The following is a 16690-nucleotide window of genomic DNA, read 5'->3' on the forward strand; positions in this document are numbered from 1 at the left end:
CCGCTCAACGGAAACTTTCGTCACTAAGTCATGGCGTGAATTAGGTATTGATGCGAATGAGATGGACGCAGGAACGAGAGCATCAATGGATGGGCAAGTTCCAGCAGAGACCAATTTTCTTGATTGGGTGCAGCGACAACCAGACTGGCGACAACGGCAAGTATTCGGTGAAACACGATTTAGATTAATGAAAGAGGGCGGTATGCATCCTTCTGAATTTTATACAGATAAGGGAGAATTTATTTCGTTAGAACAACTCAAAAAGCTAGACGAAAAAGCATTTAAAGATGCAGGTTATAGCTAATCAATTAACGATTTAACCAAGGTCACTTCGGTGACCTTTTTTATTGTCTAAATTCAGCCAAGGGCTGGTTTACTTTAACGCGCTAGGCGCAATGAATCCCAAGGGGAACAACATGTTATTTATGAATATCGAACGCAAATATTACTCACAGGCTGATGATGGAGCTGGTGGTGGAAGCGGTGGAACTGCACCTGTAATCACACCGGAAATTCAAGCCATTATTGATAAAACAGTCAATGAGCAAGTATCAGGATTAAAAGCTAAACGCGATGAGTTACTCGGCAAACTCAAAGAGCAAGGCGATAACTTAAAACGTTTTGAAGGCATTGATCCTGACACGGTGAAAGGGATGCTTAAACGCTTTGAAAATGATGAAGAAGCCAAGCTCATTGCAGATGGGAAGATTGATGAAGTCATTAATAAACGTACGGAGCGTTTGCGTGGTGATGTTGATAAGCAATTGAAAGAAGCTAATGCCAAAGTCGAAAAGTCTGAGGCGTTTGCAAATAAATTCCGTGCGAGAGTGCTGGGTGATGAAATTCGCTCTGCTGCAGGGAAAGCGGGCGCATTAAGCAGTGCGCAAGAAGACTTAATTTTACGTGCCAAGGGCATTTTTCAAATCAACGACGAGGGTCAGGCTGTCGCTGTTGATGAAGATGGCAATCCAGTCATGGGCAAAGATGGTCGAACGCCATTGTCACCTGTTGAATGGATTGAATCACTTAAAGAAAGCGCGCCTCATTTGTTCCCTGCTGCTTCAGGTACCGATGCTGGAATGCATAAACAAGGTGGCGCACATCTAAAACGCTCACAAATGTCCGCACAGCAAAAAGCTGACTATCAGCGACGTTACGGGCGTGACGCATATTTAAAACTTCCAAAAGAGTAAGGAAATATAATCAATGTCAACTACGACTAATAGCGATTTAGTAATTTACAACGACTTGGCGCAAACCGCGTTCTTAGAGCGTCGCCAAGATAATTTAGCGGTATTCAACCAGGCATCGAATGGTGCCATTGTGCTGGATAACCTGTTTATTGAAGGTGACTTCCGCAAACGAGCCTTTTATCAAATTGGCGGTTCTATTGAACACCGTGATGTTGACTCAGCTGACACGGTTGAAAGCAAAAAAATCGGAGCTGGTGAATCAGTTGATGTAAAAGCACCGTGGAAATACGGTCCATACGCAACAACTGAGGAGGCATTTAAACGCCGAGGTCGTGATGTATCTGAGTTCTCTGAACTTGTGGGGACGGATGCAGCAGATGCTTCGTTAGAGGGTTACATTAAATACTCCTTAGCAGCTTTAGGTGCTGCGATTGGCAATAACAAAGAAATGGTTGTTACTGCTGACATCGCAACTGATGGCAAGAAAACACTCACCAAGGGATTGCGCAAATACGGTGATAAATTTAACCGTGTAAATCTATTTGTCATGCACTCGACCACCTACTTCGATATCGTTGATCAGGCAATTGATAACAAGGTGTATGAAGAAGCTGGCGTAGTTATCTATGGCGGTCAGCCAGGTACGTTAGGTAAACCAGTGCTGGTAACCGATACTGCACCAGTAGATGCTATCTTTGGTCTTGTTCCTGGTGCAGTGACGATTACTGAATCGCAAGAACCAACCTTTCGCTCTTTCGATATCAATGACAAAGAGAACTTGGAAATTGGCTATCGTGGTGAGGGCGTGGTTAACGTTGGCGTGTTGGGATATAGCTGGGATGAAGCGAAAGGCAAGAATCCTGACTTAACTAAGCTTGGTACCGAGGGTAACTGGAAGAAACACTTCAAGAGCGACAAGATGACCGCTGGTGTAATGATTAAGTTGACTGCTGAAGCGGGAAAGTAACTCTGTCAGCGGATAAAACGTCCGTTATCGCTGACAGTACAGATGCAGTCACGGTATCACTCAATTATACCCAAGGTAGTTCTCCCGTTGAGGGAGCTACCGTTAACTGGTCAACAACTGGTGGTAATTTGAGTGTGACATCTTCTAAAACGGGCAAGGCTGGTGGCGCTACAGTGAAATTAACCTCTGATACTGCAGGGCAATTTGTTGTCACGGCAACAGTCGATGGATTAATTCAGTCAACGGATGAAATTACCTTTACGGCTAAACCACCTGAAAGTGGTGAATAATCCAAGATCTAAGGGGGCATTTGCCCCTTTCTTATTTTGAGGGGCTTATGATTGATTCAGACAAAACCTCACCCACCTTTAACAGCTATGCCAGTGTGGTTGATTTAAAGGCGTATGCCTTAGCTAGGCAGTTAACGCTCCCTTATGAGGGATTAGAAGGATTGCTCATTGTAGCCATGGACTATCTCGAATCCCAAAAGTGGTTAGGTAAGCGAGCCGATACTCATCAGTTGCTATCTTTTCCACGTACGGGATTAATTCGTGATGGTATTGCTGTTTCAAGTGAGGTTATCCCTCAGCAAGTAATTCAAGCTCAATGTCGCTTAGCAATTGAATCCCAAGAAAACGACCTACAACCCACTCTAGGCGGGGAAATCATTGCAGAGCGTATTGAGGGGGCAATTGACTTGAAGTATGCAGAAGGTACTAATACAGGGGCTCCTAATTTTGCATGGTTGAAAGGTCTGCTATCCGGCTTGATTGATATCTCTGATGGGTTTGCCATTAATACATTTGCAATGAGGTAGCCATGAATATTTATCAGCGCGGTTACCAAACAGCGTTACGAATGCTGAAAAAGTATGGCGCTTCATATCAAGTGAAACGCGAGGGAAAACATTGGGTTGATGATGAAACTGGCAAAGAGCACCATGAACCGGAAACCCGTTTTACAGCTACCGGCGTTAAGGTGCAGTATAAACCCAGAGATATCGACGGGACGCTCATCCTTTCTACGGATATTAAAATGGTTTTTTCGCCAGATGTCACCATTCAGAAAGGCGATCATGTCTTGGTTGATGACGTTTGGTTGCGTGTGCATGAACCCAATCCCATTAAACCTGCCGAACTTGTTATTTGCTATCAATCACAACTGAGGGCGTGACATGTCACAGGCTTTCATGAAGTCGGTTAACCTTTTTGTTGAACACGCTCAAGCTGATATGGAGGCGGTGGTAAAAAAAACAGGGTTTAAGATTTTGGCTCAACTCGTTCAAATGTCGCCGGTGGGTAATCCAGAATTATGGGAGATTAACCAGACCGCAGTGGGCTATAACCAGGCGGTATTTGAACACAATGAGGAACTCAGGAAAGACCCTAATAATCTCACGCCGAAGAAGCGCCAATTAAAGAAACGTGCTCGTGTTAATGATTCTATGGATATCAAAGCACCCCCCGGTTATACAGGAGGGCGATTCCGTGGTAATTGGCAAGTCACTTTTGATGTGCCAGCAGATGGCGAAACAGGGCGAGTCGATAAATCAGGTAACATGACAAAAGCGGTTGGTAACTATGTGCTTGAGCAGTTTAAGGTGGGGATGAATGCTATTTATTTTACGAATAACGTTCCTTATGCCTACCCATTGGAAATGGGGCACTCTAAGCAAGCACCAAATGGCATGGTAGCGATTACCGCTGAAAATGTTAGCCAGTTCTTTAGAGACGCTATCGCTGAGGTAAAATCATGAAGCAATCTGAAATCAATCAGTCTATTCGTGCGTTGGTGGCTAAAATTGCTAAGCAAGAAGGGCTAAAGGTTGCGTGGTCTAATATTACGTTTGATGATATTAATTCGCCCTATTTACAGATGCACATTATGCCTGCGCAAACCGAAAATATAGGTCTTAGTTTGGATATGCCTATCTTAAAGGGTGTTATTCAAATCAATATCGTCGGTAAGGTGGGTACCGGTGATGAGCAATTGACGCTTATTGCTGACAACATTAAAGATCAGCTAGAAAACGGATTGTCTCTGACGAACACACTTTACTTCAACGGAGAGCCAAGCCAATTCCCCCCTATCACGAACGATGCTAACTACATCATCCCTATACGCACATCTTATCGATGTGATTCTGTTCGATAATCGACCGCCTAAATGGCGGTTTTTTTATGCATAAATAAAGAGGTCCATATGGCTTATAACATTCCTAATGGCTCGCGCGTATATGTTGCGAGTAAATACGGCAATGAAATTGAATTCTCTGCAGCTAGTAATGCCACCGAAGCTGTATTAACAGTAGATGCGTCAAGCAGCATTAAGGCGGGTGATGTTATTCAGGTGGTTTCTGGGTGGAAGCGCATGTCTGGCGTATTCAAAGTAAAAACGGCTGATGATACCAGCGTTACACTGGATAGTGTTGATACATCAGATATTGATCGTTTTCCTATTGGTGGTGGTAAAGGCACATTGAAAACCATCCAAGAATGGGAGGTTATGCCTCAAGTCATGACTTTATCCACAGAAGGCGGTGAACAGCAAACGCAAGAGATTCAATTTTTAGAAGATGAACAAGCTGAAACCGTTGATACTTATAAATCCGGTATCGTGCAGGTTTATACGTTCGCTCACGATGCAACACTACCCATCCGACCACTACTAATGAAATTGGATGACAATAAGCAATTAACAGCTATCCGTTTTCATAATAAACGCGCAAGCGAAGATCGTTATTACTCAGCAAGTGTGTCATTTCAGCGCGTACCGAATACCGCTATTAACGAGGTTGAAAATGTTTCAGCTCGTTTCTCACTGAAATCTGATATGCAGATTTACACCACTGCATAAATACAACCCTCTACTGGATTAAATAATAAGGTCAATGAATGGCAAAGTTTACGCTACAACCAAATCCGAAGTTTAAAGCTGATGTGAAAATTCCTATTGCCGGCAAGGAAAAGCCTGAAGTGGTGACATTCACGTTTAATCATATGTCTATGAGTAAGCTGGAAGAGTTACGTGATAACTCGATTGATGATTTTCTCAAGGTGATTATTGCGGATTGGGCAATTGAAGAACCTTATAGCGAAGAAAATCTGAAATTGTTGTTTGATAACTACCCGTCATCAGCTGGGGCAATTACCTCAACGTATTACAGCGAATTGCTAGGTAATCGCGAAAAAAACTAATTGCGGTCGCAGAGGCAATGTATGGAGGAATGACAAAGCAAGAGGCTGCAAGTTTTGAGCGAGCTTTTGGATTTCCTCCTGATATTGATGATATTGAAGTCTTCCCTGATGTTTGGGATTCCTTTCAGGTATTTTCGGCAATGGGAACTCAGTGGCGAGTGAGCATGAATGGAGCTACTGGGCTGGATTATCAATCGCTAAATGAAGTTATGAAATTGCTCAACATTGAAGATAAAGCGACCGTATTTGATGATCTACGGGTTATGGAATCAAAAGCGCTGGAGCTGATGAATAAAAGATAGGGCAGGGATGCTCTAGAATCAATGCGAGCCAGGTAGGCGTTATTGTATATGTATACAGTGACTTGGTGAGTTGCTTGAGGTTAAATCTTGATGGTGTATTTTTTAGAATAGGCACTTAGAGAGATATAACAATCTAAAGTTATATATTTTTATAGAATAAATGAGATGTAGGACAGGTTACGTAGATGAAATATTAATTTGTTATTGAATAAAAATTTTTTACTTGTTAATTTCTTTACAAATGTTTTCATTTGAGAAATTAATTATGTTTATACAGGATGTTCCTAGAGATAAAAAATTTTGGGTGGTACGCTCTGGTGATGGCGGAATTTATTATGACCACTTTCTACAAAATTCAATTGTGGCAATCGGACATATTGATGAGTTAGATTATGGTGAAATAGCACTAAAAGATGAAAAACTTGTAGATGAGTTAGTGATTAGATATAAACAATCATTGTTAATGAAAAAAGAGCCTTTAGCATCTGTTACAAATAGAACTGGTCAAGTATTAAGGTTTATAAAAGATATTTCGATTGGTGATTATGTAATGACTATGGACTCAAAACGTATAGCAGTTGGAGTGATAACGTCAGATCCATATAAAAACATTAACAAAGTTACTATTCGAGATAATAATGATGATTCAATAAGTTCAACGGTATTGGAGTTTACCCTACGAAGAAATGTGTCTTGGGGGAAAACACAATATAGAGATAAATTGCCACTTGCAATAAATAATAGCTTTAGAGCTAATCAGTCTGTGTTTTCAGCAAGCGATCACTGGAAAGAGTTAAATCATTGGATGTCAGTTGCATTCATTTCTGATGGAGATGCGTATATTTCATCACGAATAGAGCAGAGGGATGGAATAAGTAATTTAGATGTAACGCAGTATTCTACTATCATTAACAAAATAGAGGCAGCTGCAGATCTTCTTGCTAGTGATTCTGTTGATGTCAATACAGAAGATGAGTTAATTGGTTTACTGGAAGCAAAATACAAAGAGTTGAGGAAGCGAAGGTCATTCACTGTAACAACTCAGCAAGTCTTTTTATCACCGGGTGATTTATGGGCTAAAACCTCTGGTGGAAGGAATAAAAGTTTACTGGTTGTTGCTATGTTCCTGATGCTTTTTGATATAACCCCGACATATTCGAATAAAGATGATTCTGATTTCGTCAGTGAACATAGAGACAAAATGTTAGTCATGCTAGATGAGATAAAAAAGGAAGAGAGCTTTTCTGATGTTCAAAAAGGGCTAGATTTACGAGTCCCAAGTCAGAAGATGCAAGATAACTCACCTTTAAATGAAAACCCTCAAGACAAACTTAGTGGCTATCAGTTAGATGATTTTGAAGGAATTTAAGAGGTGATTATGAGTTGTCAAAATGGTAAAAATTTTTTTAGGCGACTCTGGGATAATCATGGTCAAATTAATAATGTTTTCACTGGCTTGCATTATTTATTTTTATCAATAGCTATATTAGTAGGCGGGGTATGGGTTTTATATTCCTTCAGCGCTCTTCATAGTGCATCAAACGCAGAGGCTCAACTTGAGAAAACAAAAGAAGAACTGAAGCAAATACAGCAGCAAATAAAAGATAACAACTCAAGTAGTATATCTATAGAAACAACCCCATTGAAATCAAATATGGGGATAATCATAAATGTAACAGTAAAAAATAATGGCAAAAGTCCAGTCTCTTTTGATACTTCTAAGACCACAGTGTCAGTTTATAAGGTTGAGATAGATGGAGAGAACATAAAACAAACGGCGAAGTTTGAACCAAGGGTATATACAACTATTGATAAATCTTTCAAGAGTAATGAGACAAAAATACTACCGAAAGTCCATGTGTTGATTGGTGCTGAAAAAACATTAAGTTACGTAGTTGGGATTGATTCCCCCGGGCTTTATTACATAACATTTAGATCGGTAGCGGATAAAAATTTTGACAAAACTGGGATTGATACCGAAAAAAGTCTTGAATGGTTTGCATCAACCTATGTAGAAATAGAATAAAAGATAATCCACCAACCCACTCCGGTGGGTTTTTTATTGCCTGAAATATAACTAATAAAAATATACCTGCATATTTTCGTTTGATGAGCATCACATGCTGTTATTCTAAATGTGTACAGATGGAACATTAGAGGAGTACAAAGTGAAAAATAATTTTTCGTGGATTTTGACTAAAGTGAAAAAAAATATTTTAAATTATACTTTATTAGCCATTTTATCCATTATCATTGGCGTACTTCCTAATTATACCTTAATAGATTTTGAGAGCGGCCTTGGTAAGGTTATATTATTTGGTGCAACTGTTTTATTTTATTTTCTCTCAAAGGTTTCGATAATACAGGCCAAAAAGAAAGGTGATGGATGGTTGTTTATGGTGATCGGTAGTGAGATGTTAACACTGATGGGCTTGTCTACAATGTTTAAACTACCAGAGTACACTGGAAACAATATCGTTTATAATATTTTAATATCATTAATAATATTTATCTTGTTATTATCTTGGTACTATGCACTGGATAGTAAAACTAAGGAAACTAATAGGGATAACATTGCGGGAACAGAACCAAATAAAACTGATTCGCAAATATTTAGCGGCGATGACTTTAATAAAAAATCACAAATAATAGAGTTAGATGATAATGTAAGTCATATGAAATCAACTCTCGCTAGTATTAAATCAGATATGGAAGCTAGCAAAAGTGATATAAGCACCTTAAAATCTGACATTGAGGTCATTAAGTCTAATTATGCCACTCAGCAAGATATTGAAATAATCAAAACTGAAGTTCAGAAGGCAATATCAACGCAAACAAAATGGCTCATGCCTACAATAATTGTTGCCCTATGTGTAGGAATTGCCATTGCTAAATGACTATTTTAATTTGCTCCCAATTGCGACGCTAAGAAACTAGACTGAAAAAACTGAGGCGAGTATGGGATGGTGAGAAAATCAATAATTGCAATTATTTTATCTTGTGCGGTGTTTAGCTCTTATGCTGGCACAACTTATACACAAGAAGAAATAAGAGAGCTTGTAGAGCCTGGAAACCCACCAAAAGAGAAGCCTGCGGATGTCATTAGCTCCAAGCAATCACCATTTTCAAAATGCAAGCCAGCCGCAGAGAAAGTATACAATAAAGAGCGTGTTGCAAAGGTTATAGAGGACAGCGAAGATACATACATCATAAAAGTGTGGGCGTTTGATGGTTCAGTCACTTTTAAGTGCGCAAATGGTTACAGGGTGTTATTAGGAGCGGCATATGAGTAATGAAAAGAATATTTATGCCTGTAGGTCAGTACGCCATCCTTGGTGTGGTGATGGTTGACAAAAACTTACATATCTGATATAAGTAATGTAAGGTTATTTAGGCTTGGCTTGATGACTGGTTCGATTCCAGTGGTAAGTTTAGCTGTATTTGCATGTCTCCTATCTCTTAGTTTTATTTTTAAATGTGCAGAAAAAGCAGTAAATGATAGTGAAGTAATTTGTAATAACTCAGGAGACAATGGAATGAAAAGAAACTCATCAACGAAAGTAGTAGCGTCATATTTATCTGTAGCATCATCAGTAACAGCAGGCATGGCAGTAAATATTTTACCTCTTGGTGGCATTGAGCAATCCTAAATAACTTTCAAATTAACACTTCTTGATAATAACCTTGAAATCGAGGTTATTTATTTTAGGACATCCTTGTCCTGTAATTTAGGCTGGCAGTCTTTCTAAACTATCGCCTTTTATTTCATGAATTACCCAATCAAGATGAAATATAATATCTATCATGTGCTCAGTCATTGAGCCTGTGTGTTGATATCCAAGCTGCTTGAGTGAATCTTTTAACCCATTATTCCAGTATTCTTTCATGGCTCGAATATGGATTACTGAACCTTCTAGCGTATGAATGGTTTTATGCTTATTGAACTTTGGAGCAGGTAGCGACTCTTGCTTGGGAATGTATTCACCCTCAAGCGCATCAAGATAAGAAATTGCTTGCGGTATCTGCTCGGGTAGTAACTCGTTGATATGCTCAACGCCGAACTCTTTGTGAACATACTTCCAGATATCAGGGTAAATATTACCGACACCAGTAGCAATTAAACGCTCGGCTGTCTGGCGTAGCGGAGTGAGTTCTTTTGCTGTTGATTGACGAATGCTTATTTTTTGTTGAGCATCTTCTTTCTTAGCAAAATAGAAATCTTCTAGCGCCTCGAATACATCCCATGCGTTATCGGTGTCTAACATTTTAGCATGACGAGCAGCTCCGCGTTCTGTCCAAAGTATAATGCTTTTTGCATGCTTACTAATGATTTCTGAACCTTTGTAAACTAACTTACATTTAGTAAGCCAGTTCTTGAATTCATTTAAAATAGAGCCTGTTAGCTTATAAAAATGTTTTCCTTCAATGAATCTATTTTTATTTCTATAGTGGTTAACTTGAATATTAATCACCTCTGTTCCGTATACGTCGGCTAGCATATCAGTGGTGATCACGGGAGCGCCTGAGTGAGCAATCAACGGCATAGATTTTACTGAATTGCTGGTCTCATTAATATTTGATACATTATTCATGTCGGTTTCTCCTAAGACTCTGACAAAATAGAAGCCCTGACTATCGCAAGTAGTTGGGGCTTCGCTGTTCTAGTTAGCACTTTTCTCTCTTTCTTTCACATACCAAGCTACTGCTTGATTAAGTATTGAATTCTGTGAGATTCCATCTTTTTCTGAATACTCTACTACCTTACTTTTTAGCGTTTCGGTTAGTCTAAGCTGAAGTTTGCTTGTTTTCTTATGGCAGTTCATAGTATATCCTTCGTTGTGAGTTAAAGTGATATCACAAAGGTATCAACGTAATGCTATATTGTCAAAGTTTATTTGGATATATTGTGATATCAATGTGGTGTTATGAGAAAAGTAAAATGTCACGAATAAGAGATATCATCCCATACAGCTTACGGATGCCTGATAGCCTAAAAGAAAAGCTGGCAGAAAGAGCCAAGAAAAACGGCAGGTCACTTAATTCCGAAATGGTCATGATTTTACAGGCGGCAGTGGACGAAGAAAGAAAACCGAAGAACATAGATGAGCTAGCCAACTTAGAATCAGATAAGTTCAAAGAGCTATTCATGGAAACCGTCAAGAAGATGTATGAGGGTAAATCATGAGGCTTGATGAGAGGGAGGATATAATAAAAAAAATAGTGCGCACATTCTCGCTGATTAAGTGTGATATAGGCGCCATGCAGTCAATTAATATTCACAGTCTTAACATACATGCAGAAGATTTTTTTTGTGATGTATTTAATTTTTTAAATGACAAGCTAGATCTAAAAAATGCAAACTCAGCATCATTGAATGAGAAATTTATTGATTTAGTTGATCATAACGCAAAGTTAGTTATTCAAGTTACAACAACAAAATTAAAATCAAAAATTGATAATAGCCTTAAAATCCTAAACGATGAAAGGTATAAAGGGTATCGGGTTGAGATTTTTTATATATTAGATAAGCCAAAACACCTTCAAAAGGACACTTTAAAATCATATAGTGAACTATATGGCATAGAGAATATAACAGAACACTTAAAGGATTTTGATGATTTATTGAACGATATAAAAAACCTTAGCGGTGAAAGATTATTAAAAATCTATCAGTCTTACTTTAGAGATGCAAATGAGAGATATACAGACGAGATCACCTTACAAACAGTTTTTGACCTTCTTATTAAAGGATGTGAGGAAAAAACGCACGATTACAGTGTGGATTTTAGAAACACTGAGTTATCTGAGAAAATAAAAATAAACCAGTTAAATGGCAAGGTGTCGTCATTATTGATGTTAGGCAGTGAATATTCATTGCCAATATACAACATCATTAATTCTGATGATCTTACACAGCTTAGCATGTTGATAGTCAATGAATTTTATTATGAAGTTTTAGTAGATAATTTACGTCATTCTGATGTGCCAATGAAAAATATAATAAATAAAAACATTAGTGAGCTACATGATATGGCATCACTTGTATATGACATAAACTTCTCCAAGGTTTTAGGTGACTTAAGTGAGAGGATAAAGAAAAAGACTTACAATGCATCTTTTCAAGAAACATCAGTCTCTTGGGTGATTATCGCTTACTTTTTTGAAGAGTGTTTCGTGGGGATAAAATATGATTCTTCCTACAAAATTAATTAGCCCAATAGATTCATTATATTGCATATCTGCATATGTAGTTGAAATACTAATAAATAAGAAAAATATGGCATTTGATGATTTGCTCGATAGTCTGAATGCAGCTTACCCCATTCCGATAAGTATTGAGAAATTACAGTTTTGTCTAGACTTTTTATTTATTATCGGAAAACTGGATTTTGAAAATGAAACTCTTAAAATTATACTCGAGTAATCCTAAATTTAAGACCATCAAATTCAATGATGGCCTTAACATTGTCGCTGGATTGCAAAAAAGCAAGGAAAATGAACATACATATAATGGTATTGGCAAGAGTAGTAGCTTGCAATTAGTCCACCTTATGCTTGGTAGTAGTTTCAAAACAAAAATAGAAAGTGATAAAAAATTCAAAGCATTTTTATCTGGTTATGGCGACTTTTTCTTGGATTTTTCCTGTGGTTCGTCTGAATACACAATTAGAGTAAATTTCAGTAATGGTGACTATTACCTTAATGATGAAAAAATAGGCAAAGATAGAACTTTTTGCAAATATTTAACGAAACTTATTCTACCAAAGGATAATAAGTGGATTTCATTCAGACAAGTTTTTAATTGTTTTACTCGTAGGTACCTGACAGGTAGAAGCTATTATGTGGATGCACTAATGCAGCAAGCTCAACCTATAGATAACTTTCATCAGAGAATAGTTAATTTATCGCTTCTTGGATTAGATTTAACATTGCCAAACTCATACAGAGAAACATTAATAAAAATTGAAAATATTGATAAGGCAAAAAAATCGTTACTTGAAGTAAATACTGTAAGTGATGAATCTGACTTGCTGGACTTAAAGGATAAATTGAGCAATTTATTGTTTGATAAAGAAAATTTTATAATAGCAAAAAATTATGATGAGCTTAAAAATGAAGCAGATGTTCTTACTGATGAAATAAATGAACTAAGAAACTCTATTTTTTCAAATAGTAGGTCGGCTAGAAGAAAAAAGAAAATACTAGATAACTCAATTCTGCCTTCTAACATTGACCTCAGCAAAATAGAGGTTATTTTTGACGAGGCTAAGTTTCATTTTTCTGAGATGGTGCAGAGGCGACTAGAAGAAGCTGAAAACTTTCACTTAAGAATTTACGATGCAAGAAAAAAAAGACTAGAAATTGATGTTAATTCTCTAGAAAAAGAGAATTTAGAACTAACTGAAAAGCTTGGGGAAATAGAGTCTCACAGAGACTTGCTGCTAAAAGAGTTAGACTCAAAAGGAGCTCTTGAGGAGTATAATTCAATAGTTGAGCATATTAGAGGACTGGAGTCGCAAATTGCTGAGCTTTCTAGCAATCAATCTGCCTTAACTAAACTAACTAAAGATCAAGCGCGTTTGGAAAAAAAGAAAGCTGATATTGACTTTAAGGCCATAGAGTATATTGAGAAAGAAAAAGGCCGCATAGAAGAAATAGAAAAAAAATTCAGGTCAATAGTTAAGACGATCTATAAAAATTTAGGTGGTTCACTTAAAATTACGAAAAATGAAGGTAAAGCAAAGTATCTATATGATATAAATGTACATATCCCTAAAGATGGTTCGCAGGGAATAAATGAGGTTAAGATATTCTGTTATGATATGTTGCTTTTTATTTTAAACCCTAACTTATTAGGATTCATGGCCCATGATAGTTACTTGTTTAGCGGGATAGACCAAAGACAGACAAGAACCATGTTTAAAATAATATTGGATAAGTGTAACAACTCTGGCTTACAGTATTTTGTAAATATAAATAAAAATATCTATGATGACCTTGTCTTACCTTTTTCTGATGACATTCTTACAGACGAAGAGCGTCAGCAGATAATTGATGGCACGGTATTGAAGTTATTTGATGATAATAAAGATAGCACCCTGTTTGGGGAGTATTTTGATTGACTTAAAAAAAACCTGCCTCGGCAGGTTTTTTTACACCTAATGTTTGCTAGGAATTGCACCACATGCACGCTAATATTCAATCATTGATAATGAAAAGGTATTGATGATGAAAAGAATATTATTAAGCTTACTGCTTTGTTCTGTTGGGTTTGGGGTTGTGGCCAGTCAGTTAGAGATAGAAAAAGAATTGATATGCAAAGGAAGTCCTGCAAAAGACCAGTGTGTAAAATCGTTGTCTTCGATGCTTAGTGAAGCAGCGAAGGCAGGAGTCGTGAAAGGTGCTTGTGATATTTCAATAATCTATGAAGATACGCTCAGTGACGAAGAAAAAGAAAACTGCGAAAGAGCAAGAGAGAGAGTTGAAGAACTAACGAGTAAGTAAATTAGAATATTCTACATGACCACCCACGGGTGGTTTTTTTCGTCTGGAGAAAAGTAAATGACAGATATTGCAACGATTTCGCTCAAGGCTGATACCTCAGATTTAGAGAGAGGTACGCAAAAGCTAAAAGAATTTGGTAGTGCTGCCGAAAAAGTTAATAGTTCGACAGAAGATCTGAATGAGCAATTTAAGCGAGGAGTTGATACACAGAAAAAAGCCACTCAAGCAGCAGAGAAACAGCGCAAAGAGCTTCATGAGTTATTGAATCAACTCAACCCAACTAATAAGGCGTTTGAAAAGCTAGACGATTGGCAGACAAAGTTATCAGTGGCAAGCAAGAAAGGAATGTTGCCAACAGACCAGTTCCATGATTACAACAATATTCTGGAACAGACGAGAGACAAATTACAGAAAATGCACATGTCCTTAACTGTTGAAGGACAGGCACTACTGGCGCAAGAAGCTGCGACAAATAGAGCTAAACAGGCAGCTGATGAGTTCCTTAATTCACTAAAAAGCCAGACTGACACTCTTGGAAAGACAAGAACTGAAATTCTTGAACTAAAAGCTGCACAAATGGGGGTTACACAACAAGCTGCACCTATGATTGCCAAGCTGAAAGATCAAGAAAAAGCGTTCTTGAATGGCTCAATAACAATCGGTCAATACAAGCAAGCCATGCGACAACTACCAATGCAGATGACAGATGTAGTGACTTCACTAGCATCTGGAATGCCAGTATGGCTTGTAATGATCCAACAAGGTGGTCAGATTAAAGACTCATTTGGTGGGATTGGAAACTCGCTAAAAGCGATGGCATCACTAATTACCCCTACAAAAATTGCAATGGTAGGTCTTGCTGGTGCTGCCTCTGCTGTAGCTATTGCTGCTTATAAAGGGTCTATGGAATTTGGCGAGTATAACCGCCAACTCATTCTAACAGGCGGTTACGCTGGCAAGACGGCATCGCAATTAGATATGTTGTCACGGCAGTTGTCTGGCAATGGCATAACTCAGTATAGAATGGCTGATGCATTATCTAAAGTAGTTGGTTCAGGGTTGTTCACTGGAAATGCAGTTGAGATGATAGCAAATACGGCAGCGAAGATGGAGGAAGCTACTGGACAATCGATAGATGAAACAATTAAACAATTTAGTAGATTAAAGAATGAACCTGTTTCAGCCATTTTAGAACTCAATAAAACAATGCATTTCTTGAAGTCTTCTGAACTAGAAAGAATCATGCGGTTAGAAGAGATGGGGCATAAGGATCAAGCCGCAGCTGAAAGCATGGCCTTGCTATCTAAGGCTTCATTAGATATGGCGAATAAAGTAAAGGCCAACTTAGGTACATTAGAGAGTGCGTGGAAAGCAGTAAGCGATGCTGCAAAAGATGCTTGGGATCAAATGCTGAGTGTTGGCAGGGAAGTTCCGCTGCATGAAAGATTAAATCAGAAAACTAAGCAATTGGAAATTGCAGTAAAGGAGTTAGAACAAGCCGAAAAATCAATTGTTCCAGATACGTCAGGATATGGGTATGGGCGGCAATCAGAATCTTTCATGAACCAAAATGCAACTAGGAACCTAGAAGCAAGACGGACGCTTGTACAGAATCTCAGAAAAGATGTGTCAGATTTACAAAAACAAGTTGAAACTGAGGATTCGGCTGCAGCTCAAGCAGATAAGGCTCAAAAAAGGGAAGAGAAAAGAATAGCATCGCTTGAGTATAGGAAAAAATCAGTTAATGAATGGGTAACAAATGAGAAGAAGAGATCTTTAGAATTAGCGGATCTATGGAGGAAAGTAGCTGATGCTCCTGATTTATGGTCAAGAGAAGATAGAGAAGCAGCTGTAAAAAATATCAACAAAAAATATAAGCCAGAAGCAACTAAGAAAGGTAAAGAATACCGTCCAGACTACGGCACTCGGGCTGATGAATCAGCTAATGAAGCGCTAGTTTCTCTCCAGTCTCAACTGAAAGTATTGAAGGAGCATAAAACTGTTGCTGATGTGATTAGCGCTGAGCGTAAAAAGCTTTGGGATATGGAAGCTAAAATATCAGTAATAGAAGAAGCAAGGTCAACGCGCAAACTCACCAAAGACGAGCAGGCACTATTAGCGAAGAAAGAAAGTGTTCTTGAATCGCAAAAGGCATTAGCTGTTGCTGGGGATGCTGTAGAGCTTCAGAAGCAACATAACCGAGAGTTAGATAGGCAGCTCAAACGAGTAGAAGAAATCAATGCTAGAAGTCGTGCGTTGGATATGGGAGCAGGTAAGTCTGACCGCATGTACCAGCGTGACATTGCACTTGAGCAGGCTAAGTCACCAGCAGAGAGAAAAGCACTAGAGGATTATTACAGCAAAGAGGATTCTTTACGCGCTAATTGGGAAGCTGGTGTTAAAAAGGGCTTTGCCGAGTTCCAAGACCAAGCGACGAATGTTTACGGCAACGTAGCTCAAATCAGTCAGTCGTTTTTCCAAGGTATGAGTAATAGTGTTGCAGATTTTGTGATAACTGGCAAAGCG

General features: G+C 38.3%; 22 protein-coding genes and 1 pseudogene. 21 read left to right on the forward strand and 2 right to left on the reverse strand.

Features of this window, described 5'->3' with window-relative positions:
• From PROVALCAL_RS18925 to PROVALCAL_RS18990, 15 genes and pseudogenes are all read left to right on the forward strand, one after another.
• Window positions 1-304, forward strand: a pseudogene (locus PROVALCAL_RS18925) (hypothetical protein); the annotation flags it as partial.
• A 112-nt stretch (window positions 305-416) separates the two neighbouring features.
• A complete protein-coding gene (locus PROVALCAL_RS18930; protein ID WP_039862502.1) occupies window positions 417-1193 on the forward strand; it encodes a hypothetical protein in 777 nt (258 codons plus the stop codon).
• Window positions 1194-1206: 13 nt separating this feature from the next.
• Window positions 1207-2160: a major capsid protein gene (locus PROVALCAL_RS18935; RefSeq protein WP_006660970.1), complete on the forward strand. Its 954-nt coding sequence runs from the start codon at window positions 1207-1209 to the stop codon at window positions 2158-2160.
• 26 nt (window positions 2161-2186) lie between these two features.
• On the forward strand, window positions 2187-2450 hold the full coding sequence (locus PROVALCAL_RS19900) for an Ig-like domain-containing protein (RefSeq protein WP_230086850.1): 264 nt from the start codon (window positions 2187-2189) through the stop codon (window positions 2448-2450).
• A 47-nt stretch (window positions 2451-2497) separates the two neighbouring features.
• On the forward strand, window positions 2498-2977 hold the full coding sequence (locus tag PROVALCAL_RS18940; protein WP_006660972.1) for a DnaT-like ssDNA-binding protein: 480 nt from the start codon (window positions 2498-2500) through the stop codon (window positions 2975-2977).
• Between the two features lie 2 nt (window positions 2978-2979).
• The gene (locus tag PROVALCAL_RS18945) at window positions 2980-3333 is read left to right on the forward strand and encodes a hypothetical protein (protein WP_006660973.1); all 354 of its coding nucleotides are present in this window, start codon (window positions 2980-2982) and stop codon (window positions 3331-3333) included.
• A gap of 1 nt (window position 3334) precedes the next feature.
• Entirely contained in the window at window positions 3335-3916 is a 582-nt protein-coding gene (locus tag PROVALCAL_RS18950) for a hypothetical protein (protein WP_006660974.1), read from the forward strand.
• On the forward strand, window positions 3913-4314 hold the full coding sequence (locus PROVALCAL_RS18955) for a phage tail terminator-like protein (protein WP_006660975.1): 402 nt from the start codon (window positions 3913-3915) through the stop codon (window positions 4312-4314). The genes PROVALCAL_RS18950 and PROVALCAL_RS18955 overlap by 4 nt, the downstream gene beginning before the upstream one ends.
• Window positions 4315-4362: 48 nt before the next feature.
• The gene (locus PROVALCAL_RS18960) at window positions 4363-5016 is read left to right on the forward strand and encodes a phage tail tube protein (protein WP_039862503.1); all 654 of its coding nucleotides are present in this window, start codon (window positions 4363-4365) and stop codon (window positions 5014-5016) included.
• A 38-nt stretch (window positions 5017-5054) separates the two neighbouring features.
• Window positions 5055-5357 (forward strand): phage tail assembly chaperone, encoded by a 303-nt coding sequence (locus PROVALCAL_RS18965; RefSeq protein WP_006660977.1) that lies wholly within the window; start codon window positions 5055-5057, stop codon window positions 5355-5357.
• Between the two features lie 17 nt (window positions 5358-5374).
• Complete coding sequence (locus PROVALCAL_RS18970; protein WP_006660978.1) at window positions 5375-5659, forward strand: DUF1799 domain-containing protein; 285 nt, start codon at window positions 5375-5377, stop codon at window positions 5657-5659.
• Between the two features lie 265 nt (window positions 5660-5924).
• The gene (locus PROVALCAL_RS18975; protein ID WP_117584533.1) at window positions 5925-7028 is read left to right on the forward strand and encodes a hypothetical protein; all 1104 of its coding nucleotides are present in this window, start codon (window positions 5925-5927) and stop codon (window positions 7026-7028) included.
• 9 nt (window positions 7029-7037) lie between these two features.
• The gene (locus PROVALCAL_RS18980; RefSeq protein ID WP_006660980.1) at window positions 7038-7685 is read left to right on the forward strand and encodes a hypothetical protein; all 648 of its coding nucleotides are present in this window, start codon (window positions 7038-7040) and stop codon (window positions 7683-7685) included.
• 142 nt (window positions 7686-7827) lie between these two features.
• On the forward strand, window positions 7828-8556 hold the full coding sequence (locus PROVALCAL_RS19515; protein WP_080547051.1) for a hypothetical protein: 729 nt from the start codon (window positions 7828-7830) through the stop codon (window positions 8554-8556).
• A gap of 66 nt (window positions 8557-8622) precedes the next feature.
• Complete coding sequence (locus PROVALCAL_RS18990; RefSeq protein WP_006660982.1) at window positions 8623-8952, forward strand: hypothetical protein; 330 nt, start codon at window positions 8623-8625, stop codon at window positions 8950-8952.
• Between the two features lie 65 nt (window positions 8953-9017).
• On the opposite strand, the gene PROVALCAL_RS18995 is transcribed toward PROVALCAL_RS18990, so the two are convergent.
• Both PROVALCAL_RS18995 and PROVALCAL_RS19000 read right to left on the reverse strand, forming a co-directional pair.
• Window positions 9018-9296: a hypothetical protein gene (locus PROVALCAL_RS18995; RefSeq protein ID WP_006660983.1), complete on the reverse strand. Its 279-nt coding sequence runs from the start codon at window positions 9294-9296 to the stop codon at window positions 9018-9020.
• 91 nt (window positions 9297-9387) lie between these two features.
• Complete coding sequence (locus tag PROVALCAL_RS19000; protein WP_006660984.1) at window positions 9388-10251, reverse strand: ORF6N domain-containing protein; 864 nt, start codon at window positions 10249-10251, stop codon at window positions 9388-9390.
• Window positions 10252-10598: 347 nt separating this feature from the next.
• On the opposite strand from PROVALCAL_RS19000, the gene PROVALCAL_RS19005 reads away from it, so the two are divergent.
• From PROVALCAL_RS19005 to PROVALCAL_RS19030, 6 genes are all read left to right on the forward strand, one after another.
• Entirely contained in the window at window positions 10599-10844 is a 246-nt protein-coding gene (locus tag PROVALCAL_RS19005; RefSeq protein ID WP_039862517.1) for an Arc family DNA-binding protein, read from the forward strand.
• Complete coding sequence (locus PROVALCAL_RS19010) at window positions 10841-11872, forward strand: SMEK domain-containing protein (RefSeq protein WP_006660987.1); 1032 nt, start codon at window positions 10841-10843, stop codon at window positions 11870-11872. Before PROVALCAL_RS19005 ends, PROVALCAL_RS19010 begins: the two co-directional genes overlap by 4 nt.
• Window positions 11847-12083 (forward strand): ABC-three component system middle component 6, encoded by a 237-nt coding sequence (locus PROVALCAL_RS20290; RefSeq protein WP_006660988.1) that lies wholly within the window; start codon window positions 11847-11849, stop codon window positions 12081-12083. Before PROVALCAL_RS19010 ends, PROVALCAL_RS20290 begins: the two co-directional genes overlap by 26 nt.
• Window positions 12055-13782: a DUF2326 domain-containing protein gene (locus PROVALCAL_RS19020; protein WP_006660989.1), complete on the forward strand. Its 1728-nt coding sequence runs from the start codon at window positions 12055-12057 to the stop codon at window positions 13780-13782. The genes PROVALCAL_RS20290 and PROVALCAL_RS19020 overlap by 29 nt, the downstream gene beginning before the upstream one ends.
• A 106-nt stretch (window positions 13783-13888) precedes the next feature.
• The gene (locus PROVALCAL_RS19025) at window positions 13889-14164 is read left to right on the forward strand and encodes a hypothetical protein (protein ID WP_039862506.1); all 276 of its coding nucleotides are present in this window, start codon (window positions 13889-13891) and stop codon (window positions 14162-14164) included.
• 57 nt (window positions 14165-14221) lie between these two features.
• Window positions 14222-16690 (forward strand): phage tail length tape measure family protein (locus tag PROVALCAL_RS19030; protein WP_006660991.1); only part of this gene is annotated, 2469 nt, incomplete at its 3' end.

Origin of the sequence: Providencia alcalifaciens DSM 30120 (assembly GCF_000173415.1) — a bacterium.
Taxonomy (GTDB): domain Bacteria; phylum Pseudomonadota; class Gammaproteobacteria; order Enterobacterales; family Enterobacteriaceae; genus Providencia; species Providencia alcalifaciens.